General features: G+C 49.0%; 19 protein-coding genes. 3 read left to right on the top strand and 16 right to left on the bottom strand.

Annotated elements, in window-relative coordinates; translation table 11 throughout:
- Nucleotides 1–554 precede the first annotated feature (554 nt).
- From yfbR to VZT47_RS05395, 10 genes are all read right to left on the bottom strand, one after another.
- Nucleotides 555–1,136, bottom strand: a complete 582-nt coding sequence (yfbR, locus tag VZT47_RS05440) for a 5'-deoxynucleotidase (protein ID WP_330223962.1) — start codon at nucleotides 1,134–1,136, stop codon at nucleotides 555–557.
- Nucleotides 1,133–1,942: a bifunctional hydroxymethylpyrimidine kinase/phosphomethylpyrimidine kinase gene (gene thiD, locus VZT47_RS05435; RefSeq protein ID WP_330223961.1), complete on the bottom strand. Its 810-nt coding sequence runs from the start codon at nucleotides 1,940–1,942 to the stop codon at nucleotides 1,133–1,135. Before thiD ends, yfbR begins: the two co-directional genes overlap by 4 nt.
- Complete coding sequence (locus VZT47_RS05430) at nucleotides 1,939–2,415, bottom strand: SixA phosphatase family protein (RefSeq protein ID WP_330223960.1); 477 nt, start codon at nucleotides 2,413–2,415, stop codon at nucleotides 1,939–1,941. Before VZT47_RS05430 ends, thiD begins: the two co-directional genes overlap by 4 nt.
- 190 nt (nucleotides 2,416–2,605) lie before the next feature.
- The gene (locus tag VZT47_RS05425) at nucleotides 2,606–3,316 is read right to left on the bottom strand and encodes a hypothetical protein (protein WP_330223959.1); all 711 of its coding nucleotides are present in this window, start codon (nucleotides 3,314–3,316) and stop codon (nucleotides 2,606–2,608) included.
- On the bottom strand, nucleotides 3,313–4,722 hold the full coding sequence (locus VZT47_RS05420) for a DUF2157 domain-containing protein (protein ID WP_330223958.1): 1,410 nt from the start codon (nucleotides 4,720–4,722) through the stop codon (nucleotides 3,313–3,315). Before VZT47_RS05420 ends, VZT47_RS05425 begins: the two co-directional genes overlap by 4 nt.
- 1,184 nt (nucleotides 4,723–5,906) lie before the next feature.
- Nucleotides 5,907–6,356 (bottom strand): universal stress protein, encoded by a 450-nt coding sequence (locus VZT47_RS05415; protein ID WP_330223957.1) that lies wholly within the window; start codon nucleotides 6,354–6,356, stop codon nucleotides 5,907–5,909.
- Between the two features lie 335 nt (nucleotides 6,357–6,691).
- Complete coding sequence (locus tag VZT47_RS05410; RefSeq protein WP_330223956.1) at nucleotides 6,692–7,765, bottom strand: MBL fold metallo-hydrolase; 1,074 nt, start codon at nucleotides 7,763–7,765, stop codon at nucleotides 6,692–6,694.
- Between the two features lie 301 nt (nucleotides 7,766–8,066).
- A complete protein-coding gene (locus tag VZT47_RS05405) occupies nucleotides 8,067–8,549 on the bottom strand; it encodes a hypothetical protein (protein ID WP_330223955.1) in 483 nt (160 codons plus the stop codon).
- Nucleotides 8,550–9,063: 514 nt separating this feature from the next.
- On the bottom strand, nucleotides 9,064–9,741 hold the full coding sequence (locus VZT47_RS05400) for a hypothetical protein (protein ID WP_330223954.1): 678 nt from the start codon (nucleotides 9,739–9,741) through the stop codon (nucleotides 9,064–9,066).
- Nucleotides 9,742–9,934: 193 nt separating this feature from the next.
- On the bottom strand, nucleotides 9,935–10,354 hold the full coding sequence (locus VZT47_RS05395) for an Hsp20/alpha crystallin family protein (RefSeq protein WP_330223953.1): 420 nt from the start codon (nucleotides 10,352–10,354) through the stop codon (nucleotides 9,935–9,937).
- A 627-nt stretch (nucleotides 10,355–10,981) separates the two neighbouring features.
- Here VZT47_RS05395 and VZT47_RS05390 point away from each other — a divergent pair.
- Complete coding sequence (locus VZT47_RS05390) at nucleotides 10,982–11,227, top strand: hypothetical protein (protein WP_330223952.1); 246 nt, start codon at nucleotides 10,982–10,984, stop codon at nucleotides 11,225–11,227.
- Between the two features lie 47 nt (nucleotides 11,228–11,274).
- Complete coding sequence (locus tag VZT47_RS05385; RefSeq protein ID WP_330223951.1) at nucleotides 11,275–11,625, top strand: hypothetical protein; 351 nt, start codon at nucleotides 11,275–11,277, stop codon at nucleotides 11,623–11,625.
- Between the two features lie 448 nt (nucleotides 11,626–12,073).
- On the opposite strand, the gene VZT47_RS05380 is transcribed toward VZT47_RS05385, so the two are convergent.
- The 5 genes from VZT47_RS05380 to VZT47_RS05360 form a co-directional block, all read right to left on the bottom strand.
- Nucleotides 12,074–12,682, bottom strand: coding sequence for a hypothetical protein (locus VZT47_RS05380; protein WP_330223950.1), 609 nt, complete (start codon nucleotides 12,680–12,682; stop codon nucleotides 12,074–12,076).
- A 31-nt stretch (nucleotides 12,683–12,713) separates the two neighbouring features.
- Nucleotides 12,714–13,415, bottom strand: a complete 702-nt coding sequence (locus VZT47_RS05375; protein WP_330223949.1) for a tRNA threonylcarbamoyladenosine dehydratase — start codon at nucleotides 13,413–13,415, stop codon at nucleotides 12,714–12,716.
- Nucleotides 13,415–13,786, bottom strand: a complete 372-nt coding sequence (locus VZT47_RS05370; protein WP_330223948.1) for a VOC family protein — start codon at nucleotides 13,784–13,786, stop codon at nucleotides 13,415–13,417. Before VZT47_RS05370 ends, VZT47_RS05375 begins: the two co-directional genes overlap by 1 nt.
- A 359-nt stretch (nucleotides 13,787–14,145) precedes the next feature.
- The gene (tyrS, locus tag VZT47_RS05365; protein ID WP_330223947.1) at nucleotides 14,146–15,396 is read right to left on the bottom strand and encodes a tyrosine--tRNA ligase; all 1,251 of its coding nucleotides are present in this window, start codon (nucleotides 15,394–15,396) and stop codon (nucleotides 14,146–14,148) included.
- A gap of 626 nt (nucleotides 15,397–16,022) precedes the next feature.
- Nucleotides 16,023–17,561: a hypothetical protein gene (locus VZT47_RS05360; RefSeq protein WP_330223946.1), complete on the bottom strand. Its 1,539-nt coding sequence runs from the start codon at nucleotides 17,559–17,561 to the stop codon at nucleotides 16,023–16,025.
- 535 nt (nucleotides 17,562–18,096) lie between these two features.
- Between VZT47_RS05360 and upp the strand changes: the two genes are divergently transcribed.
- A complete protein-coding gene (gene upp / locus VZT47_RS05355) occupies nucleotides 18,097–18,720 on the top strand; it encodes a uracil phosphoribosyltransferase (RefSeq protein WP_330223945.1) in 624 nt (207 codons plus the stop codon).
- A 260-nt stretch (nucleotides 18,721–18,980) separates the two neighbouring features.
- Here the strand turns inward: upp and VZT47_RS05350 are convergent, their stop codons facing one another.
- Nucleotides 18,981–20,549, bottom strand: coding sequence for a DUF4153 domain-containing protein (locus tag VZT47_RS05350; RefSeq protein ID WP_330223944.1), 1,569 nt, complete (start codon nucleotides 20,547–20,549; stop codon nucleotides 18,981–18,983).
- Between the last annotated feature and the right edge of the window lie 228 nt (nucleotides 20,550–20,777).

Here is a 20,777-nt window from a genome sequence, read left to right as displayed (position 1 = left end):
GTGCCAGGCAGCGAACCCTGCCCGCGAACCGTCAGAGTCATTTTCGACTTGCAGGTGCTTGACATCCCCTCACCGCATTCGCGGAGCTCCCCGCACTTCGGGGAGCTCTTTCTTTCCGATTTCCTCATCTGGCACGAGTATGGTTTGGCATTTAGTCTCATATGTGCCTTGTATGTGTAGTGCAGGATTTTTACTTCACTTGCCCTCTTACCCCTTTGGGGGAGCTCTCCCGAGGGAGAGCACTTGCTGACCGATTTCCTCATCTGGCACGGGTATATTTTGGCAGTTGGTCTCATTTTCGACATGAAACTGTAGTACGACCCCTCAGTCTGCTTCGCAGACAGCTACCCAAACCTGGGGAGCCTGTAACGTTTCGTCTTGTACGGGCTTTTCAACCTCGTCTGAGCACATTCCCCATCTAAATTCGTGCCGCATCAGCGGCACACCTTCCCGCACCCCGCTCCCCGTTTTTCCAATAAAAAGGGATGCCCTGAATATTTCAAGGCACCCATTTTTCATCTAACGGCTAACTGCTAACGGCTAACTGCTAACTTCTATCTATTCAGTTCATCCAGGGTCTTCGAGAAGCTTTCTGCGAAGTGGTCCATGAACCAGTCTACTTCGGGGTAGTGGAGTTTTTTGAGTTTTTCGCCGATCGAACGGTAGGCTTCGCGGAATTCGGTATTTCCATCTCTCAGTTCTTCCATGCATTTGAAGTAGGCGGAGAGGGTATCGGCGGCTTTGGCGAGGGGCCAGAGTTCATCTTTTTCCATATCCACCACGTAGGGGGCAAAGGAGGGTTTCAGTTCTTCGGGGAGGGTGGCGAGGAGTTTTTCCCGGGCCCGGTTTTCGATTTTTTCGTATTGTTCGTGAAGGTCGCTGGTGAAATATTTCACCGGGGTAGGCATATCTCCCGTGAAAACTTCGCTGGCATCGTGGTAGAGGGCCAGCATGGCTGCTCGTTCGGGGTCTGCTTTCTGATGAAATATATCTTTGCGGATGACGGCCAGGCAGTGAGCGATCATGGCGGTCTGGAGGGTATGTTCGGCATCGTTTTCGGAAATAGAATTCCGCATAAGGCCCCAGCGGGTGATGTATTTCATTCTTGCCATGAGGGCAAAGAAGGGATAGTTCATTCGATTTTCCCCCAATTATTTCCATAAAACCAGAAATGGTGCACCGGTCCGTGTCCGTGTCCTACGGAGTCTGTGGCTGCTTTTCTGATGGCGCCTTCCATATATTTCTTGGCTTCTCTTACGGCATCGGGAAGGGACAGGCCTTTGGCCATTTCTGCGGCTATGGCTGAAGAAAGGGTGCAGCCGGTACCATGGGTATTTTCCGTTTCCACCCGAACGCCGGCGAAGGAATAAAATTGATTTCCATCAAAGAGGATATCTTTGGCATCTTCTACCAGATGCCCCCCTTTGACAAGGACGGCCCGGCAGCCGTAATACATGAGTTTTTCTGCCGCTTTTTTCATGTCTTCCGCATTTTCGATGGGAAGGCCGGAGAGGACTTTCGCTTCAGGGATATTCGGCGTAATCAGGGTGGCCAGGGGGATCAGTTTTTTCTTATAGGTTTCGATGGCTTCTTTTTCCAGTAAAATGGCGCCGCTGGTAGCGACCATGACCGGATCTACAATGAGCGGGGATTTTTCCGAAGATTGCAGGAAACCGGCTACGGTTTCCACGATTTCCGGAGTGGAAAGCATACCGGTTTTTACGGCTTTTGGCGGGATGTCATCATAAATGGCTGTAAGCTGGGCGCGGACCATTTCTACGGAAGTATTCTCTACCAGGGTGACCCCTTTTGTATTCTGCGCCGTTAAAGCACAGATGCAGCTCATGCCATAGGTGCCAAGAGCTGCAAAAGTTTTGAGATCTGCCTGGATTCCTGCGCCGCCGGAAGAATCGGAGCCGGCAATAGTAAGTACGGGAATCATTTGTCCTCCTTTTTCATCTGTTTCAGGCCGCTCGTGAAGTAGCCCACCAGCCGTCCTGTATTCCAGGTGAGGTCATAATCGATGACTGCGATTCCGGCGAGATCAAATTTGATGGCCGCGCTGCAGGTGGAAAGGAGGTAGGCCTGGAGGAAGGGATGATGGGAAACGAGGGCAATGGGTGCCCCGTCGGTGATGAGGTGATTCCGGAGGATTTTCCAGTTCGGCTGGAGCAGTTCTTCGGCCGTATGGATTTCCTCGGCAAAGCATTCTTCTGCCAGGATGCCTGCGGTCTGCCGGGTACGGGTATAGGGAGAGGTATAAATGCGGATGGATTTATCTTTCAGGAAACGGCTGAGGATGCGGGCGGTCTTTCTGGCCTGCCGCATGCCTTTCGGTGTCAGTTTCCTTTCCTTATTCGTCATTCCTTCTTCCTGGGGAACCGCCTCCCCGTGACGCATGAGAATAATGTACATTTTATCTAGCCTCCCGAATTGCTTTTATTTCATATATGTGGAAGTTCTTAGTTAGCAGTTATCAGTTATCAGTTAGCAGTCTTTTCCATTAAAGTGTAATAGCTGTTAATAGTTAATGGATAATGATCCCTCAGCACTTTGTGAGACACTGAGAACTGATAACTGTGAACTGATAACTGTGAACTGATAACTATTCACTTTTAGTATTTTCTTTTTCAGTATCCTTCTCAGTCTCCGGTTTATCTTCCTTTTCTTTCACATAGTACTGGTCTTTTTCTCCGGGGCTCCGGGCGTAGCGGACGGATAGGTTTCTGCCTACAGTGGTAAAAGTCTGCTCGATGGGCTGGCCGCTGGCGAGGACTTTGGAAATGGCCACCCGTCCGTCACGGATATGGATGAGGGCGGTGAGTTCATTTTTCTGGCGGGTTTCTATTTTTCTTGTTTCTTCATTCTTTACCTGGACTCTTTCGGAGAGTTCCACCACCGCCAGTTTTTTCAGCTGGTCCGGATTCATGTAAAGACGGCTGGCCGGGAATTTGAACTGTACCATGCCGTTATTTTCAGAAATCACCCGGGTCGTGATATACATGCCGCCCGGTTTCTGATTGGAAGCGCCGGTAATTTCCAGAAGTCCTTCCTTATTTTTATCGAAGGAGAGATAGATTTCCTCTCCCACATCCGGAGTGACCGAACCTTTCCAGGGCGCTTCGGTGAGGGGGATGTAGACAGGAAGGTAATTTCTTCCATAGAAATCGCCTTTGAAATCGATGGATGCCGGTACTTCATATTCCGCCCCATCCAGCATAACAGAACGATAATCGCCGCGAATCCAGAAAATCGTGACGGCTTCCAGCGCAAAAACAATGGCAAGAAGGATGAGGGCAAATCTTTTACGCATCATTTGTCACCCTCCTCTTCCGTCTCCACTTTCCGCGGCCGGGCAGGTTTTTTCCTGTGCCTCGTGGTGATGTAGAAAATCCAGGAAATAAAGGCAGCTGCCGCGCCGATGGCGAGGAAGAAAAGTCCCCGCTGGGCAAAGGAAAGGGCCGAATCCAGTACACGGATAGCTCCATCGCCAACCAGAAGAAATACACCGCACCAGCTCTGCATGGGCCGATCCATCTGGAACCCTCTCCCGATGACTCCGACACCAAGAATGGCCGTATAAATGGAAACAATCATGGCCGGAAGAGCTCCGGAAACATCCAGAATGGAAATCAGGGCAGAAAGTCCCATAATGAATGGCGTGAGTCCTGCCAGGGCAGAAAGCCATTCTTTTGTCTTTGCAATCCGAATCAGAAGGACTCCGTCGGCAGCGAGGAATAAAAGGAACAGGAACCAGAGGGCATAACTTCCCGTAATGCCGGCCCAGACAGTCCCGTAGGAACCTTCCAGGAGAACCGCAAAAACCGCAATTCCTCCAAAGAAACGGAGCGCATCGGCCCCCAGACCGTAGGAGCGGAAAAGGGTGCCTGCCATCCAGGTGAGGGAGGCGGCAAGAGAGAAGAAAATCGTCTGCCACAGCATATTTCCTGCAGACCAGAAAATGAGGAGAAGAATCCCCACGGCCCAGACCCAGGAATAGCAGACTACGGCCCGGTCCCTGTGTTCTCTCAGCATAAAGCCCAGGAAACCGAGGGCCAGGAACATGTAAAGCCAGGCAAGAAGGCTGGGCCAGCTCCGCAGGGGATCCGCATAGAAAAGCCCCACTGAAACCAGCATGTACAGAATTCCCATGCCCGCCGAGCGGGTCACAAGAGTCAGGAGGAAAAGAAGAAGTCCTGTCAGGGCAAGGCCGCTGTACGCATCGGTAGTCAGTTTGAAAGAATCCGAAACCACCCAGAATCCGCCCAGCATGCAGATGCCATGGAAAATGGCTGCCGCTTCCCGGATGAAGACAGGGATTTTGTGATGGTAGGTGATTTTCTTCTTCTTCGGAAGCTTCGGCGTTTCCGAATCAGAAAGAAGCTCATCGCCTTCCGGCTCACTTTCCTCTTCCTGCGGGATGGGATCCGGAATTTTTTCATCTGACAAAACTACGGCAAGCATAATAAGGAAGGAAATCAGCATGGGAATGGCACCCAGAAGGAACCTTTCATCCTGGGTAAGCCCGGCCCAGAGGCTCGCACAGAGGAAGAAAATCCCTCCGATGATGCAGACTATGGCCAGAATAAAAAAGGCTTCCTTGTAAGCCGCAATATTGACGCCTTTGTAACGGGAAATAATCTTCTTTCCCGTCTCCTCGGAAATCACCCCGTCATCCACCCAGCGGGGTATTTCCTCCTTCAGCCATCGACGATTCGACATGGTATCACATCCTGTTGTAGTATCATTCTTAATTGTATTCCCAAACCTGCTGCCTGACGTAGGAGAATTCGGATTTGGGACTTCGGATTTCGGATTGCGGGGCGGTGGCGCGCATCAATTCATATGGCGCGCACTTTTTTATTTTCCCCTTTCATCCTTCAGTATTTCATTCATAGATAAAGCGCTGAAATTGAATCTTATTTTTCTCTTATTATTCTATACAATGGGGAGGGAAAAAGCTATATTTTGTTTTTGAGAGAAACTGAAATTGAAAGGGAAACTTCTATACCGGAAAGCTTTTGTGTCGGGGGTATCGGGAATCTCGGGGTTATCGGGAAGGTGTGCCGCTGATGCGGCACGATTTTATATGAGACTTTGCACAGACCTGTGGAAATCCTTTCGAAAAGATTTCATTCCTGCCCTTACAGGCCCTTCGGGCACATATGGGACTAGCTGATGAAAGGTATCCGGGATCAGTAAAGATATCCGTATTCGTGAGGCCATTTCGAGAAGGGGCTCCGCAGCACGGGGGGCAGCGAACATGTAGAACCGTTTCCAGGCAGGAGTGACAGCAAACATTCAGAATTTCAGTCGATATGGATGCAGCAGAGGATCTCTGTGATAAACTTTATTTTTGCTCCCATGCTTACCGATAGTGCGCGGACATTCGTCCCCTCACCCGCTTTGCGGGAGCTCCCCTCTCGAGGGGAGCCTTTTCGCGTACCGATAGTGTCTTTTGTCCCAAGGTACCTTTCGACATTTAGCCTCATATGTACCTTGTTTGATTGAACAACCTATCCGCCTGCTACGCAGGCACCTTCCCAAGCTTGGGAAGGTTGCGCCCTGTATCATACCAATGAATTTCCTCATTTTCGGCTTGAATGTGTAGTGCAGGGTAAGCATCAATCAACCTGTCCGTCAGTATCAGGCGGACTTTGTCCAACGGAAATGTATCCCCTGCCCTTTCAGGCCCTTCGGGCCAGCTTCCCCGGGGGGAAGCCTTACCGCATAACTTTTGTATCATTTCGACATATACGGGCATTTCACCCCGCCTGTGTACATTCCCCATAAAAACCTGTGCCGCATCAGCGGCACACCTTCACGGATCACGGACCACGGGCCACGAATCACGATCAGCGCAAAAGAAAAGAACCGACTGTTCCCACAATCGGTTCCCCAAAAAACTATTTCACAATCAGTACGGGACATTTTGCCCGGCTTACGAGGTAACTGGATACGGAGCCCATGAAGATGCCTTTCAGGGGTCCAAGTCCCCGGCTTCCCATGACGATGAGATCGATGCCGTGTTCTTCAGCCATATTGAGGAGCACCGGTCCCGGGGAGCCTACTTCGTAAATTTCTTCATGTTCGATTCCTTCCGGCATGGCGGAAGCTGCTTCTTTCAGGTCGCTCTTGCACTGTTCTTCCAGGTCTTCCGAGAGTTTTGTGGTCAAGACTCCTTCCGCAATGGATACCTGATCAAAATTGCTCATGGCGGAAACCATATTGCATACGGATGCGATGAAAAGTTTGGCATCTTTTCCGGCTGAGGCGATACCTACGGCCTGGGCCAGCGCTTTTTTCGCGTGTTCGGAGCCATCATAGGGCACCAGAATTTTCTTGTACGTTAACATAAAACCCCCACCTTTCGCTCAAATACGGGGAATGATTTCCATATATATTATACCATAAACTTTGGTTGTAAAAAATTAATCCCTCTGTGGAGATGGATGGGTATCATTGAAAGTTATCAGTTATTAGTTATCAGTTCTCAGTGGTGGTGGCCGCCTGAAAGTAAAGAGGCGGCCTTATCAATTGACTGATTTTTTTAAAACCATCTATAAGAAAATGGCCCGCCATCCAATTTTTTGCGGGCCCACTTTCACTGCGAATTAAGAACTGATAACTGATAACTATTTCCATAAAGTTTTTAAAAAAGATTGACCAGTACGGCATCTTTATCAGAAGATCAGAAAACAATCGTATCCGATTCAGGTTTCACGTCACGATTGTGGAAGGGCTGTACCCTTCCGAATTTGTTTCTGAGCTGAAGATCCTCCATTTCCTGCCAGGAAAGGTGGTTCGGCCAGAGGGCAAACTGCGCGCGGCCGGAGGAGAAGAATTCTTTCGCCCGGCCATAGCCGTGAATGCTTCCTGTGAGGAGCACGGCCATATCTTCGTGATTTTCGATGAGTTTCCTGCTGGACGCCCGGGCCAGCTGGGCATCGGCGAGGAAATAAATATTTCCTTTTTCGATGGTCTTCTTGTCCCATTCCCGGAAAATGGCGTAGGGCTGCTCCGTGATTTCATCATGGACGAAATATTTCCTGTGTCCCAGCCGGATCCAGTTGTCATAGACTTTTTCATCCATGTAGATGGGATGTTCATTTTTGAAAAGCTGGTAGAAATAGTAGCCCATGGAAAGGCCCCTGCCATAATGGGGCACCGGCATAAGGAGGGAGCCCCCGGAGGACAGGAGTTCTCTGGCCTTCTCTGCCACCCGTCTTCGAAGGTCTGCCCCTCTTTCCTTCAAACTGTAGGCCGCATCGATGATAGCCATGTCGGCTTCCATATTTCTTACCCGGTCACAGCGGTAGAAGGTATCATTTTCCCGATAATCGCCGGAATAGAAAATGGTCCTGCCTTCCATGGTGATCTGGAACCATACCGCCCCGGCACAATGACCGGTCCTCCCCCAGTGCACGGAAAATCCCGGCTCCAGCTCCAGTTCAGGGGCCGTGGAATCCAGGATCATCGTATTTTCCGGTTTGTAGGAAAGCTGGCGGTAGGTCTGATTGCTCATGAGCACCGGTCCGTCAAAACCATGCTTGATGAGGTATTCGATGGCCCCGGTATGATCTTTATGGGAATGGCTGATGAAAAGGTATTCTGCGCTGCGGATCTGCTCGGGAGAAACATCCGGCAACCGGTCCAGTCCGTCCGTAGAAGAGCCGGCATCCAGGAAAAAGGCATGCCTGTCCCCTTCCACATAGAAGCAGTTCCTGCCTTCATCTCCACAGCCTCCCGCTATATAAAGCTGCATAGCATAACCCCCTGGTAGAGAAATTCCGGAAAAAGATAAAAAAAGCCGGTCCATCAGGACTCGGCTTCATCGCTCGAAAAATTCGTTTTCACTTTGTTTCTTTATTATAATACTTTCCATTCAATAATGCGACTGATTTTTGAAACAGGATACAGAGAAAAAATTTCGATTTTTACCATTGTGCAAAACGCGGCCCATAAAGATACGCCTCTGCCCCGGCGATTTTTATATGCATAAGGCCTGCACCATCCGGTGAAAACACCGGAAAGTACAGGCCCGGATTGACTTTTGGCTGAAAGAATCACCAGCCGATATTCTGGGAAACTCTGTAGAGGGACATATAGATTTCTTCTGCTTCGTCGGCTGTATCCTTATGGTTTCCATTATAAGCAGGAAGGGGTTTGCCGTCAGGGCTGTAAGCACCTACGACTTTATTCAGGATCTTGTACTTGATGTCCTGTCCAATCTGGTCTGCACCTACGGCACAGTCCAGCTGGAGGATGTGGTCCACCATCTGTTTATTTCCATAATCCGGATAAGTCAGGGGATCTTTATACACTTCCGCATAGAGAGTGCAGCGAATGACCGGGAGCATACCCGCAGAGACCGGATCTCTTGCGATGGTATCATTATCCGCATAAATCCTTTCATCATCATCCACATAAACCACATAGAACCGGTCATAATCATTCACCATTTTCTCCGAATTCACCGGTTTTGCGGCCATAGCCACGCAGGGAAGAGCGGCAGCGAGAAGAGCTGCGCAGGCCAGTTTCTTAAGCATAGATTTCCTCCTTTTGAATAACAGTCAGTTTATAAATTTATTATACATGAGATGAAAGGAAATTGGCAAAGGGGGAACCTCAAAAGTTATCAGTTCTCAGTTCCCGTACAAAGGATCAATGTATGATCAGAGGGGAAAAATCCATTCCCTGTTTTCAAGAGGAAATACTATGTCCTTTTGTCGGAAATGACTATTCGGAGACATAACGCTTTTACCTTTTCACTAATTTGCGACCTGAAACTGTAGTACGACCCCTCAGTCCGCTCCGCCCAGCTCCCCAGGCCCGGGGAGCCCTGAACTTTTCGACGGGTACGGGTATTTCACACTCGCCTGTCTACATACCCCATAAATACTCAGCGGCCATCAGGCCGCCACCTTCCCGATCATCCCGATACCCCCGGGAATCCCGACATCCCCGATTCAAAAGCCGTTTCACCTTATGTTTCCCAATATAAAATGCGGCGCCTATGAATTTGCGCCGCACCTTCACGGATCACGGTCCACGGTCCACGGATCACGATTTCACTCCGTCTGCCTCGGCCTGTTCTTTCGCATGCTGTTCTTCTTCCGATTTTACCCGGTCCGCATAAGTAAAGATCCGTTCTTTGATGGTTTTTACCATGCTGCCTTCGGTATAGGGTTTGCCGTAATCCATACTGGTGACGTCCACATAGGCCTCTTTTGCCGTCCGTTCGATCAGTTTATTTCCTTTTTTATCATAGTAAGTCACATGGCTGGCCAGGAAGCAGTCTTTTTCTCCAAAGTCCACCAGGAAAAGGCTGTAGGCCACATCATCATCATCAATTTCACCGTCTGAATCTTTTGAGACCGCCTTTGCCCCGGCTTTTGTAAATTCATTTTTCATAGTAGCCGTGACTCTCCGCTCCCCTTTGACCAGCCGGTCATTCATGGTATCCTGGTCGAAACAGGTTTCACCGCCGGAGCTTTTCGTCACTCCTACCCACTGGAGATTCTGCAGGACGCCCATGGCGTTTTTATATTTCTGCTTTTTGCTGCCGGAACTGGTGGTTTGCTTGTCTTTGGAGCTGCTTTTTCGGGAATGGCTGATGGCTTTTTTGAAAATACTGCCCAGAATGGATGATCCGCCAAAGGCCTCTACGGTATAGGAAGGCACAGCCGGCGGAATGGTAAGGGATGCTGTCAGAATTGTAATGAGCAATGCTTTTTTCATAAAAATCCTCCATGAAAACCCTCTTGTTTTATTTTATCATGTCCCTGATACCACGAAAACCCTGCCGGATGGCAGGGCTTTCGCGCAGGAAGGAAAATTATATATTGGATCAAGTCTTAAAGACTGATTGTTGTGGGCGGCAGGGCCGCCCGAGGGGAGAGGGTATCAGATGAACATGGGAAAACCCATGGATTCAGCCGATCTCGATGTGATGAGCGGCTTTGGCAATGGTGAGATCCTTCTTCGGCAGTTTGATGGTGAGGACACCATCAGTAAGGGCTGCGGAAATCTGGGTCTCTTCGATATCTTTCACAGCGAACTGGCGCTGGAAGGTGGTGGTCATTCTTTCACGACGGATGTAATTGTGTTCTTTTCCATCATCTTCCGTGGATTTCTTTGCGGAAATGGAAAGGACACCGTTTTCATAGGTTACATGGACTTCGTCCTTCTTGAACCCCGGCATATCGCAGGTCACTTCATAGCGATCCTTGAAATCCTCGATATCCACCTTCGGCAGGCCTTTGTATTCCTGGTAGCCGACAGGGGCATTGTTAAAGAAATCGTCCAACACAGTATCACCAAAAAGTCCTTCAAATGGAATTAAGCTTCTCATATATAGTACCTCTTTTCAAAATTCATTTTCTCTGGAAGTCTTACTTATCTTCCTTACGATTATCATTATATCACAATTAGCACTCATGTCAAGTGAGTGCTAATATATTTTTTGACTTTTTGTCTATTTAGTTATCAGTTCGAAGTTTGAAGTTCGCAGAGATTAGAAACAGGACGGGGAAACGGGAAAGAGAAGATGGCTATGGCTAATGAGTAATAGGTGATGGCTGCATGTCAATTCAGGATGAAGAACTGTACATTGGGGAATGGGTTTAAGGTTTAATAACCATGTGGCCAATCAGGCGGAAATACTGGACATAGAGGTTAATCGTTTTAAGGGTTAATGGCTGTGCGACCAGTCAGGTGGAAATACTGTACATTGGGGTTAATGGGTTTTATCTTTCAATGGCTGCCGGGCCAGTCAAAATGAAAAACTGTACATTGGGGTTAATAGTTAATGGGTTCGATGGCTGTATGGCCATTCGGGAGGAAAAGCTGTACATTGGGGATAACAGGTATCAATTGTCAGATTCCTTCAACAATCTGGATGACTTTCAGGGAAACATCGTGGTAACATAGATATAGATAGTTCCCGGAAGATTTATAAAGTGAAAGGATGAATCATGAGATGACTACGGAAGAGTTGATTGATTATCTGGATCACGGTCATGAGATTGAATTTAATTTTCATGGAAAAGAATACTCTATAACCCAAGGGACTCTTGATGGGAAATATGTCTTATCCTTCTGCGAATTTTACAAGGAAACAACGGAAGTAGAGAAGCCGGGGGATATTCTCGCGGTTTCCAGAGACGGTTATACCGTTAAAGAGATGTTTGATGAAATCACTGATGAGGATATCTGGATATACTGATTTTGTTTGAAAGGCTTGCTTTTATGGATAATAAAGAGGATGACATCATGAGATGCGACAGGTGCGGAGCGGAAATGGTCTATTTCCAGAAAGATTCGACTTGTGGCTGGATGTGCCCCGTTTGTAACTGGGGCGTCGTAACGACCTATATGCCACCAATTAAGCTTGATACTGCAAAATATACGATAAAACCGGCTCCAGTCGAGAATCCGTCTCTCGATATGATCCGGGCTGCATCCCGCATTTTTCATTGCAATTACCTGCAAACAAAGAAATATCTGCAGACCGGGACATGGAGTTCCTGCGACCTCGCAATAAACACGCAAAGTATAGCCCGTGCTTTAAGCAAAGCCGGCATTCCCTATTCCATCAGCCCCGATTTCCCTTATGAAATTTAATAAACTCCCTTTCCATCCTATTTATTTTCTCTAATTTCCCATCTGAAAACTGCAATATAAATGGCCCACTTCACTTTCTGACGCGGGCTGTTTTCAATGTTAAATTTCACGCAAAAGAAACATTCTGTACCCTCCCACGTCGTATTTCAGGAGCGGCGAACGAAGTGAGCCGCTTCCCTTCCCGAGCGAAGCGAGGCTGGCATGAGTTCCACGGCCCGAAGGGCCGGTTTTATGGTTTTAAAATCTAAAACTTGCGGCCAAAGGCCGCCACCTTCCCGACAATCCCGATACCCCCGAAACTAACCCCGACAACCCCGATTCAAAAGTCATTTCATCGTGTATTTCCCATATAAAAAATGGCGCCTCTATGATTTCAAGGCGCCACCTTCACGAACAACGAAGAACGAATAACGAAGAACGAACAGCTCTGATGAATCCCAATCATTTTTCATGATCCAATAATCCGTACAAACCCTCCCCCGAATTTCGTCTTTGCCAGCCAGCTGCCCAGGTTGAAGACGTGGGGTTTTCCTTCGTCCCAGAGGGTGCAGTAGTATTCCCCTTCTTTTTCTTCGATTTTCACGAGGGGCATCCAGTGCCAGTGGTAGGGAATGGGTTCGTCTCCGGAATGGAGATTCAGGAATCCCATGGGGCAGTCGGCTTCCAAACCTTCTGTGATGAAGGCGGAAACTTTGGGAAGTTTCGGGGCCAGGAGGCGGATGGAGGGGATGGAAAGGGCTTCTACCTTTCCTTTGAGTCCTCTTTCTTTCATGTATTCCGTGAGGCCTTCTTTGAGCCATCTTGTCTTATAGAGGCCGTGCATCCGGGGAGTGGCGTATTTCCATATTTCCAGCATGACCTGGAGGGCTTCATCCCGGGTGGCGACGATTTTTCCCTGCTGTTTTCTTTCCACATAGGCAGCCATCATGCTGCCTGCCGTAGGTCCGCAGCCGGCCAGTTTCTGTCTTTTCTGGGGATACCATTCCTGGTCGTAGCCGGCATGGTCTATTCCGTTGTCTTTGACTGTGATCCAGTCGGGATGAAGGATTTCTGCCATTTTGATTTCCTTTCTTTCGGAAACAAAAATATCAGGTAATATTTTTCTCTTTGAGGAGGCTTCGTACGACGTAGCCTGCCATCATCATGCCCGAAACAGGGGGCACGAAAGAACTCGAGCCGGGAGCATGACCTTCACCGATTGGTTTATGAGGAAGTTCTTTGGAGTACACCACGGTCAAATGGCGGACTCTCCGGTCTTTCAGTTCTTTTCTCATCTTCCTTGCCAGGTGGCAGACGGAAGTCTTATTGATATCGGCAATCTGGAGCATTTCCGGGCGGAGACGATTGCCCGTGCCCATGGAGGAGATGAGCGGAATTTTCAGTTTATAGCAGATTTCGGCAATGGAAACTTTGGCCGGTACGTCATCGATGGCGTCGATGATATAGTCTGCATGGAGATTGATGATGAAATCTTCATCTCCTGCCTTGTAATATACAGGATACGCCTTCGCATCACAGGCGGGATTCACCCGGTGTGCCCTTTCCACCATGATTTCTGCCTTATTTCTTCCAATGGTGGTCCGGTCGGCCACAAGCTGGCGATTCAGGTTCGAATCTTCCACTTCATCTTTATCGATGAAAATGAGATGACCGATTCCTGCGCGGACCAAAGCTTCTGCCGCATAGGAGCCGACGCCGCCGATTCCGAAAACGGCTACTGTTCTGGTGGAAAGAAAATCGACGCCTTCTTCACCGATGATTCTTGCAGTTCTTGCAAAGATAGGATCCATCATTTGCCTCCCGGGATGATTTCAATCCAGTAGCCGTCCGGGTCAAGGATGAAATAAATGCCCATGGCCGGATTTTCATAGCAGATGCAGCCCATTTCCTGATGCTTCTCATGGGCTTTTTCCATATCGTCCACGTCGAAGGCCAGATGGAATTCATTGTCCCCCAGGTTGTAAGGTTCTTTCCGGTCCCGAAGCCAGGTCAGTTCCAGCCGGTGTTTCGTTTCCCCGTCGCCCAGGTAGGCAAGGATAAAGGAGCCGTCCGGAGCTTTGTACTCACCTACCACTTTGAGTCCCAGAGCTTCTTCATAGAAAGCGATGCTCTTCTGTAAATCGAGCACGTTGAAATTGTTGTGATTGAAAGCAAATTTCATGGTTCTTCTCCTTTTCTATGATTTAAGTTATTCTTTTTAGTATAGCATGTTTTGGAAATACTAGAAATAAAGAACCCGGAAATTGAGATAAAAGGCGGACTTTCTAATGAAAAAGCTTTTGAATCGGGGATGTCGGGATTCGTTTCGGGAGTATCGGGGCTGTCGGGAAGGTGCGCCGCTTTCGCGGCATGAGTTTTTATGGGGACTCTGCACAGGCGGGGTAAAAGCCCGTGATCTCATCGCTTCCACACAAAAAGCCTGCGGGGGATTGCCTGCCGCAGGCTTTTATTTGAAATTGTGTCCCAAAGGAACTATATTTTTTACTAACTGCTAACGGCTAACGGCTAACCGCTAATCACTCAGGCTTTCACAGCAATGGAGAAATAGTTCTTCTTGCCCTTACGGATAATGATGAATTTCCCGTCGGTGTTCGGATGAGCGGATACATTGGCTTCGATATCTTTGACCTGGATTCCGTTGACGCGGATGGCTCCGTTTTTGACGTCTTCTCTGGCCTGGCGTTTGGATTTTTCCACACCGGACTGGACGAGGGCTTCCACGATATTGATGGGAGTTTCATGGACTTCGCCGCCCTTTGTATTTCTGAAAGCGCCTTCGATTTCTTCGCCGGACAGTTCCTGGATGTTGCCGGAGAAGAGGGCTTCGGTGACTTTCTGCGCCTGGGCAAGGCCGGATTCGCCATGAACGAAGCGGGTGACTTCTTCAGCCAGTTTTCTCTGGGCATTTCTGTGTTCCGGATGGTCTGCCACTTCTTTTTCGAGCTCATTGATTTCTTCGTGGGAGAGGAAGGTGAAGTATTTCAGGTATTTCACTACATCCCGGTCATCCTGATTGAACCAGAACTGATAGAATTCGTAGGGAGAAGTCTTCTTCGGATCGAGCCATACGGCACCGCCGGCAGTTTTGCCGAATTTCGTGCCGTCCGCTTTCAGCATGAGCGGAATGGTGAGACCGAAGGCATCATGGACGTCTTCCGTCTTGCGGAGAAGGTCTACGCCGTTCGTAATATTTCCCCACTGATCTGCCCCGCCGATCTGGAGCTGCACATTGTAATGATCATAGAGCATCTTGAAATCGATGGACTGAAGGATCTGATAGGTAAATTCGGTGAAGGAAATGCCCGTATCCAGGCGGGAAGCCACCACTTCCTTGGCCAGCATGGTATTGATATTGAAAAGTTTGCCATAATCGCGAAGGAAATCGAGGAGGGAAATTTTGGACAGCCAGTCATAGTTGTTCACCATGGTGAAACCGTCTTCGCCGAAAAGTTTCTTCATCTGGTTTGTCAGGCATTCCGCATTGTGCCTGATGACATCCATGGTCTGGAGGACTCTTTCGGTTTTCCGTCCGGAAGGATCACCGATGGAACCTGTACCCCCGCCGATAACGATGACCGGATGATGGCCGGCCAGCTGGAAACGTTTCAGGATCATAAATGGAATCAGATGACCGATGTGCATGCTGTCCCCGGTCGGATCAATACCGCAGTAAAGGGAAATGGATTTCTCCCCCACCAGTTTGTACAATCCTTCCTCGTCCGTCTGCTGATTGACAGCGCCACGCCATTTCAGTTCATCAATAATATTCATCGAACTCCGCCTTTCTCATTTTTCTTTTCTATATAATAAGGGTTTCGCCCTGTGCATATGTTTCACTATATCACAATTGGTGGGGATTGGATATAGGGAACATAGTTTTGTGAGCTGGTGTCAGCAATCCGCGGTTAGCGGATAGCATCACATGGAGCTTATCGTGATTCGTGGTCCGTGGTCCGTGGCCCGTGAAGGTGGCGGCCTTTGGCCGCAAGTTTTTTAGTTTTGCCTTCGGCTCCCAAATTTCGACTTGTACGATAGTACAGCCCCCCAGTCGCCTTTGGCGACAGCCCCCCGAACTTCGGGGGGCCTGACTGCTTTCCGATTTTCTCATTTTTCCCGGGGACCGTCTGTCAGTCAACCCCATTAACCCCAATGTACAGTTTCCGCAATACCGTTTCCTTTCAACCCCAAGTCTGCGGACCCATTAACTATTAACCCCAATGTACAGTTCTTCCACAAATCCGTTTCCTTCCGAGATTCAGCCATTCGCCATTCGCCATTACCCATTACCCATTCCCCGGCACGGATGGGATCCTACTAAAGGCTAACGGCTAACGGCTAACTGCTAAAACAAAAACAGGCCTCTCGAGATGAGAGACCTGCTTTTATTTCGTAAGGAATTATCCCTGCATGACGGTTCCATCGGCGAGGGTAATCTTGTGTCCATTGTAATTGATGGTGCCCAGATTATTAATCGTCGTGATTTCGCTGTCTTCGGTGAGGTTCCAGGTAGATCCTTCGGATACGAAAATATCCGCATTGGTGGCATAGGCAGCTCCGCCTTCTGCATTCGGAACGATATGGATCGCGCCGGTCCAGGTGGAAGCTTCCGTGATATTCATATTCACGTTGGAAATAGAGTCTACAAGGATATTTCCTGTGAGATTCTGTTTCTGGAGAATCAGCTGGAGATGGCCGCCATTGCTGCCCGCTTCATTCCAGCCATAAGTCCCGTCATTTCCGGTGACTGTAAATACCGGAAGATCCGGATCCTGCTGGATGGTGGTATTGATCAGGGTGATTCTGCCGTGGGTTCCGGTGACATAGAACATGCCGCCTTTATGGGAAATCAGGGTAGAATCAGTGGCATTGAACTGCTGGGTGCCCATGGTGCCGATGGCATTTTCATCAGCGCAGAGGACGATGTTATAGAATACGGAACCCGTTTCATTTCCTTCGAGGGTAGAGCTTTCCAGGGAAAGGGTATTGTTGTTTCTGATGACAGCTGCTTTAGTCTGCTGCGCATTCACGGAGCCATTGGTAATCGTTACATCGCCCAGGGTGTATACGCCGTGAGAATCCTGTCCGGTGGTGGTGAAATGGCTGTTTTCCGCCAGAAGAATGCCGCCTTTATTTCCAATCCTGATTGCCGGGGATGCATGACCGGAAGTGGTTACATTCGTATTGGACAGTTTCATCATGGCTCTTTCGGTCAGTTCCAGAGCCGGGGAATTATTTCCGGTGGTATCTACGGCAGAATCGGTCAGATTGATGTAGGTTCCCTTGCTGTAACCGTAAGCGCCCACGGATCCGATGCCGGTGGTGGAAATTTTAGTATTTGCAAAAGCGCCGTGACCGCCGTGGGAAACGAGGAGGGCCGCATTTTTGCCATAGAGATCGGAATTTGCGAGATCATCTACATTTCCGGATTTCGTAATCGTATCGTCCTTGGCATCGATATACGCCAGGGTGACGCGGAGGGCATTTTCATTGTCTTTTTCGGAAATATAGGTCATGCCGTCATAGGTGCCGTCGGTATTGAGTTCATTGGCCGTTTCGCCCTGGTCCGCCATGTACTTCGGCTTCGGTGCAGGTTCGGGCTCAGGCTCAGGTTCGGGAATGGGTTCGGGCTCAGGTTCCGGTTCGGGAATGGGTTCCGGTTCGGGAATCGGTTTCGGCGCTTCCGGAGAAAGGTTTTTGAAAGTCCCTTCGTCCACGGATTTCTGTACGTCCGGGAGGGTCAGGGAAAGGCCCTTCAGCAGGGCGTCCGTATAATTCGCTTCCGGAGCCGTTTCTGTCTTTGGAGCTTCCGTTCCCATGACAGTGGCTGCTAATTCCGCTTCTGTTGGAGTTTTTGCTTCTTCTGCAAATACAGAGGAAACTCCGGTGCCGGCAATAGCCAGGGCGCACAGCAGCGCGGTGATTTTACTATGTTTCATAGTTGTCCTCTTTTCTAAATCAAAGGGCCTTCTAAACCCAGTTTATCATGATTCAGTACTTCCATTTTACAACAAAAGTGACTCGTTGTCATTATTTTTATGTGAGGAGGGAGATAAAGAAATGGTAAATTTTTGGGGGGATAACGGGTAGAGACACTTGTCCCGGGAAGGTTTGTCAAATCGTTCTTCGTTATTCGTTGTTCGTTCTTCGTTATGGACATGGCTGGCTGCGCCAGCCAATCAAATATAGTGCGCTCCGCGCACGGGCCTGTGGCCCGCATACCGGTTTAATCGATATATGGCAGAAAAACGACCGGCCGGAAAGGATTCCCCCGCCTGTGCACATGCCCCATAAAAATTCGGCGGCTATCAGGCCGCCACCTTCACGAACAACGAAGAACGAGCAACGAAGAACGATTACCTCCAAGTTTTATATTTCCAAAATGAATAATAAAATTTAATCTAACAGAACCCCCCATTTGTGCTACAATGAAATCAGCAAAACAGGTATCATCATTAACCGAGGGAGGCAATTATGCAGATTCATGTCATCGATCATCCGCTGATTCAGCACAAGCTGACTATTATGCGCCAGAAGGGCACCAGCTCCGGCGAATTCCGCACGCTTCTGAAGGAAATCACCCTGCTCATGGGGTATGAACTGACCCGGGACCTTCCGCTGGAAGATTTTGAAATCGAAACTCCTCTTGAAAAGACTGTCGGCAAACGGGTAGCCGGCAAAAAACTGGGCATCGTCCCCATCCTCCGTGCCGGATTCGGCATGGTAGACGGTTTCCTGGATCTCGTTCCTTCCGCCCGTGTCGGCGTGATCGGACTTTACCGGGATCCGGTTACTGCCAAACCGATTGAATATTACTGCAAACTGCCGGATGTGATGAATCGCGATTTCATCCTTCTCGATCCCATGCTGGCTACCGGCGGATCTGCCGTAGCTGCCATCGATATGATGAAAGAACATGGCGTACAGAATATCAAATTCATGTGCCTCGTAGCTGCTCCGGAAGGGGTAGAAGCAGTCAATAAAGCCCATCCTGACGTTCCGATTTATACCGCAGCCCTGGACCGTCAGCTGAATGAAAAGAAATACATCCTCCCGGGTCTCGGAGACGCAGGGGACAGAATCTTCGGGACGAAGTAATTTGTGGGGACACAGGGCGTATTTAGAAATACGTTTCAAAGGCCATAAGTAAAAAGTTATCAGTTATCAGTTATCAGTTATCAGTGAATGAGGCCGCGCGTCAGAATGGAAGCGCGGCCTTTTTATATATTTAAAAACAATATAAAAGGCCCGCTTTTGATTTCAGGCGGGCCACCTTCACTGAGAACTGCGAACTGAGAACTGATAACTTCAAATTCAAAGCTTCCCGTTAATCAGTCATCCTTTCCCTTCCACAGTATTTATTTTTCCAGCAGAATTCCTTCCCCATGGACCGGTTTTCCTGCTTCAAAGTTGATGGACCGGAAATACATCCGGTGATTATCATCGGGCTCAAAGAGGACCGGTTCGGCGTACTGTCTCTTCCCTGCTTTGGGGAATTTTTCCATAAAAGATCCCACATCGAAGGTTTCTTCCCCGGTTTCCGATTTCACAGTGAGCTTTCCCTCCGTGATTTTTCCTTTAAAGGGGATCAGCCGCTTCCACCCTTCTACCGATATTTCCCGGATAGGCGCGGTGAGCTGGAAATAGGAAAGTTCCTTCACTTCCCCCGTCTCCGGCAGTCTCTCTTCTGCCATTTCCCTTAATACTTCGGAATTGGAAATAGTAACGGTGAAAGGATCGGTTTCTCTTGAACGGTCATAGTGCAGATAATGGTAAGCGGAGAGCAGTCTTTCCCTATCCTTTCCTTCCACGCTGCCGGAGAGGATTTCCCCATCCTTCAGCATATGGTATTTTTCAAGGATCCCCGTAAGCCTTGCCTGCTGGTCTCTGGCGGGAATATCGATGATATTCATGGGCGTCATCGTAAGCAGAAGAGAAAGCAGGGATCCAAGGAGAAACAGAGAGCGGATGGGTTTCCCCAGAATGCCCAGAATCATGGCGATGATACCATAGAAGGTGCAGAAGAGGGAAAGGTAACGCCAGGTGGTGAGACCATAGGCGGTATAGCGGATATAGACACCCCAGAGCTGGACGGCCACGATGGGAATGAGAAAGAGGCCGCCCCAGCGGATGAGACGGGAAATTTTTTCATCTTCCCCATAGAGCATGAAGGTAAAGAATACATAGCCCAGTACGGCGATGGAAGCATACCAGTTCATGGTGCCCTCGGGCATTTCGAGGGCCCAGGCAATTTTTCCAAGGTACCCGTAAAGGATGAGGAGGTAAATGCCATAAAGTGGGAGAAATACCCGGGTCAGGATTTTGCCGGACAGGGGCGGCAGGGCGATTTCCTCATGGACCTCAGGAATTTCCGCGAGGAACATATTCCACCCGGCGACAAAAAAGCCGAAATAGAAAGCCTCAGTCCACCAGCGCCAGGACAGATGAAATAAAAGGGCATCCACCGCCGCGATGCAGAGAGAAATAGCCCCCGCCGTCAGGAGGGACAGGCCGGATGATTCCAGAGCCGCCAGAAATACGGGAGGGAAGGCAGACTTTCCCTTTTTCTCCGCGGAAAGGAGGAAAACGAGAAGGCCCGTCAAAGCTGCCGCAAGGCCCAGCCCTCCCAGGATGAGGTAGGATTTTGCCTGATAGAGAGAGAAAAGTCCATAGAAAATGACCCCGGGGAAGAGGTAAATCAGGGGCATCACTTTCCGATTTCTTATTTCCAGAAAGATTTTTATGACTACCGATGAAAGGGCCCCATTCCCCAGGGCAAAGAGAACAGCCAGCAGGTCGATATGGTCTTTCTCCCAGAGATTCAGATAAGAAAGCAGCAGAAAAAGGGCAAAGCCCCAGAGTGAAGCCGCCCCGAACCGCGAGAGCGTTCTCTTTGCCTTTTCCTGTATCCACTCAAAAACTTTCATAAAACCTCCGGGACAAAAAGGAGCTGTGAGGGAATCCTTCGCAGCTCTTTTTTCATAATTAAACACCGGCAGATAAAGCCGTTAGCAGTTAGATAATATGAAGTGACCTCCGGTTTGCACATTCGTGGATTCACCCTGTACAATGAAGTCGACGAAAACCCATCCCGAACAGGGAATTACCTACACGCAAACGGAGGTCACTATGTATAGAATACTTAATTTTGGTGC

The sequence above is a fragment of the Dialister sp. genome (assembly GCF_036343215.1).
In the GTDB taxonomy this organism is placed as follows: domain Bacteria; phylum Bacillota; class Negativicutes; order Veillonellales; family Dialisteraceae; genus Dialister.
The sequence above is the reverse complement of the archived record's forward strand: the minus strand, read 5'-3'. Positions and strand labels throughout refer to the sequence as shown.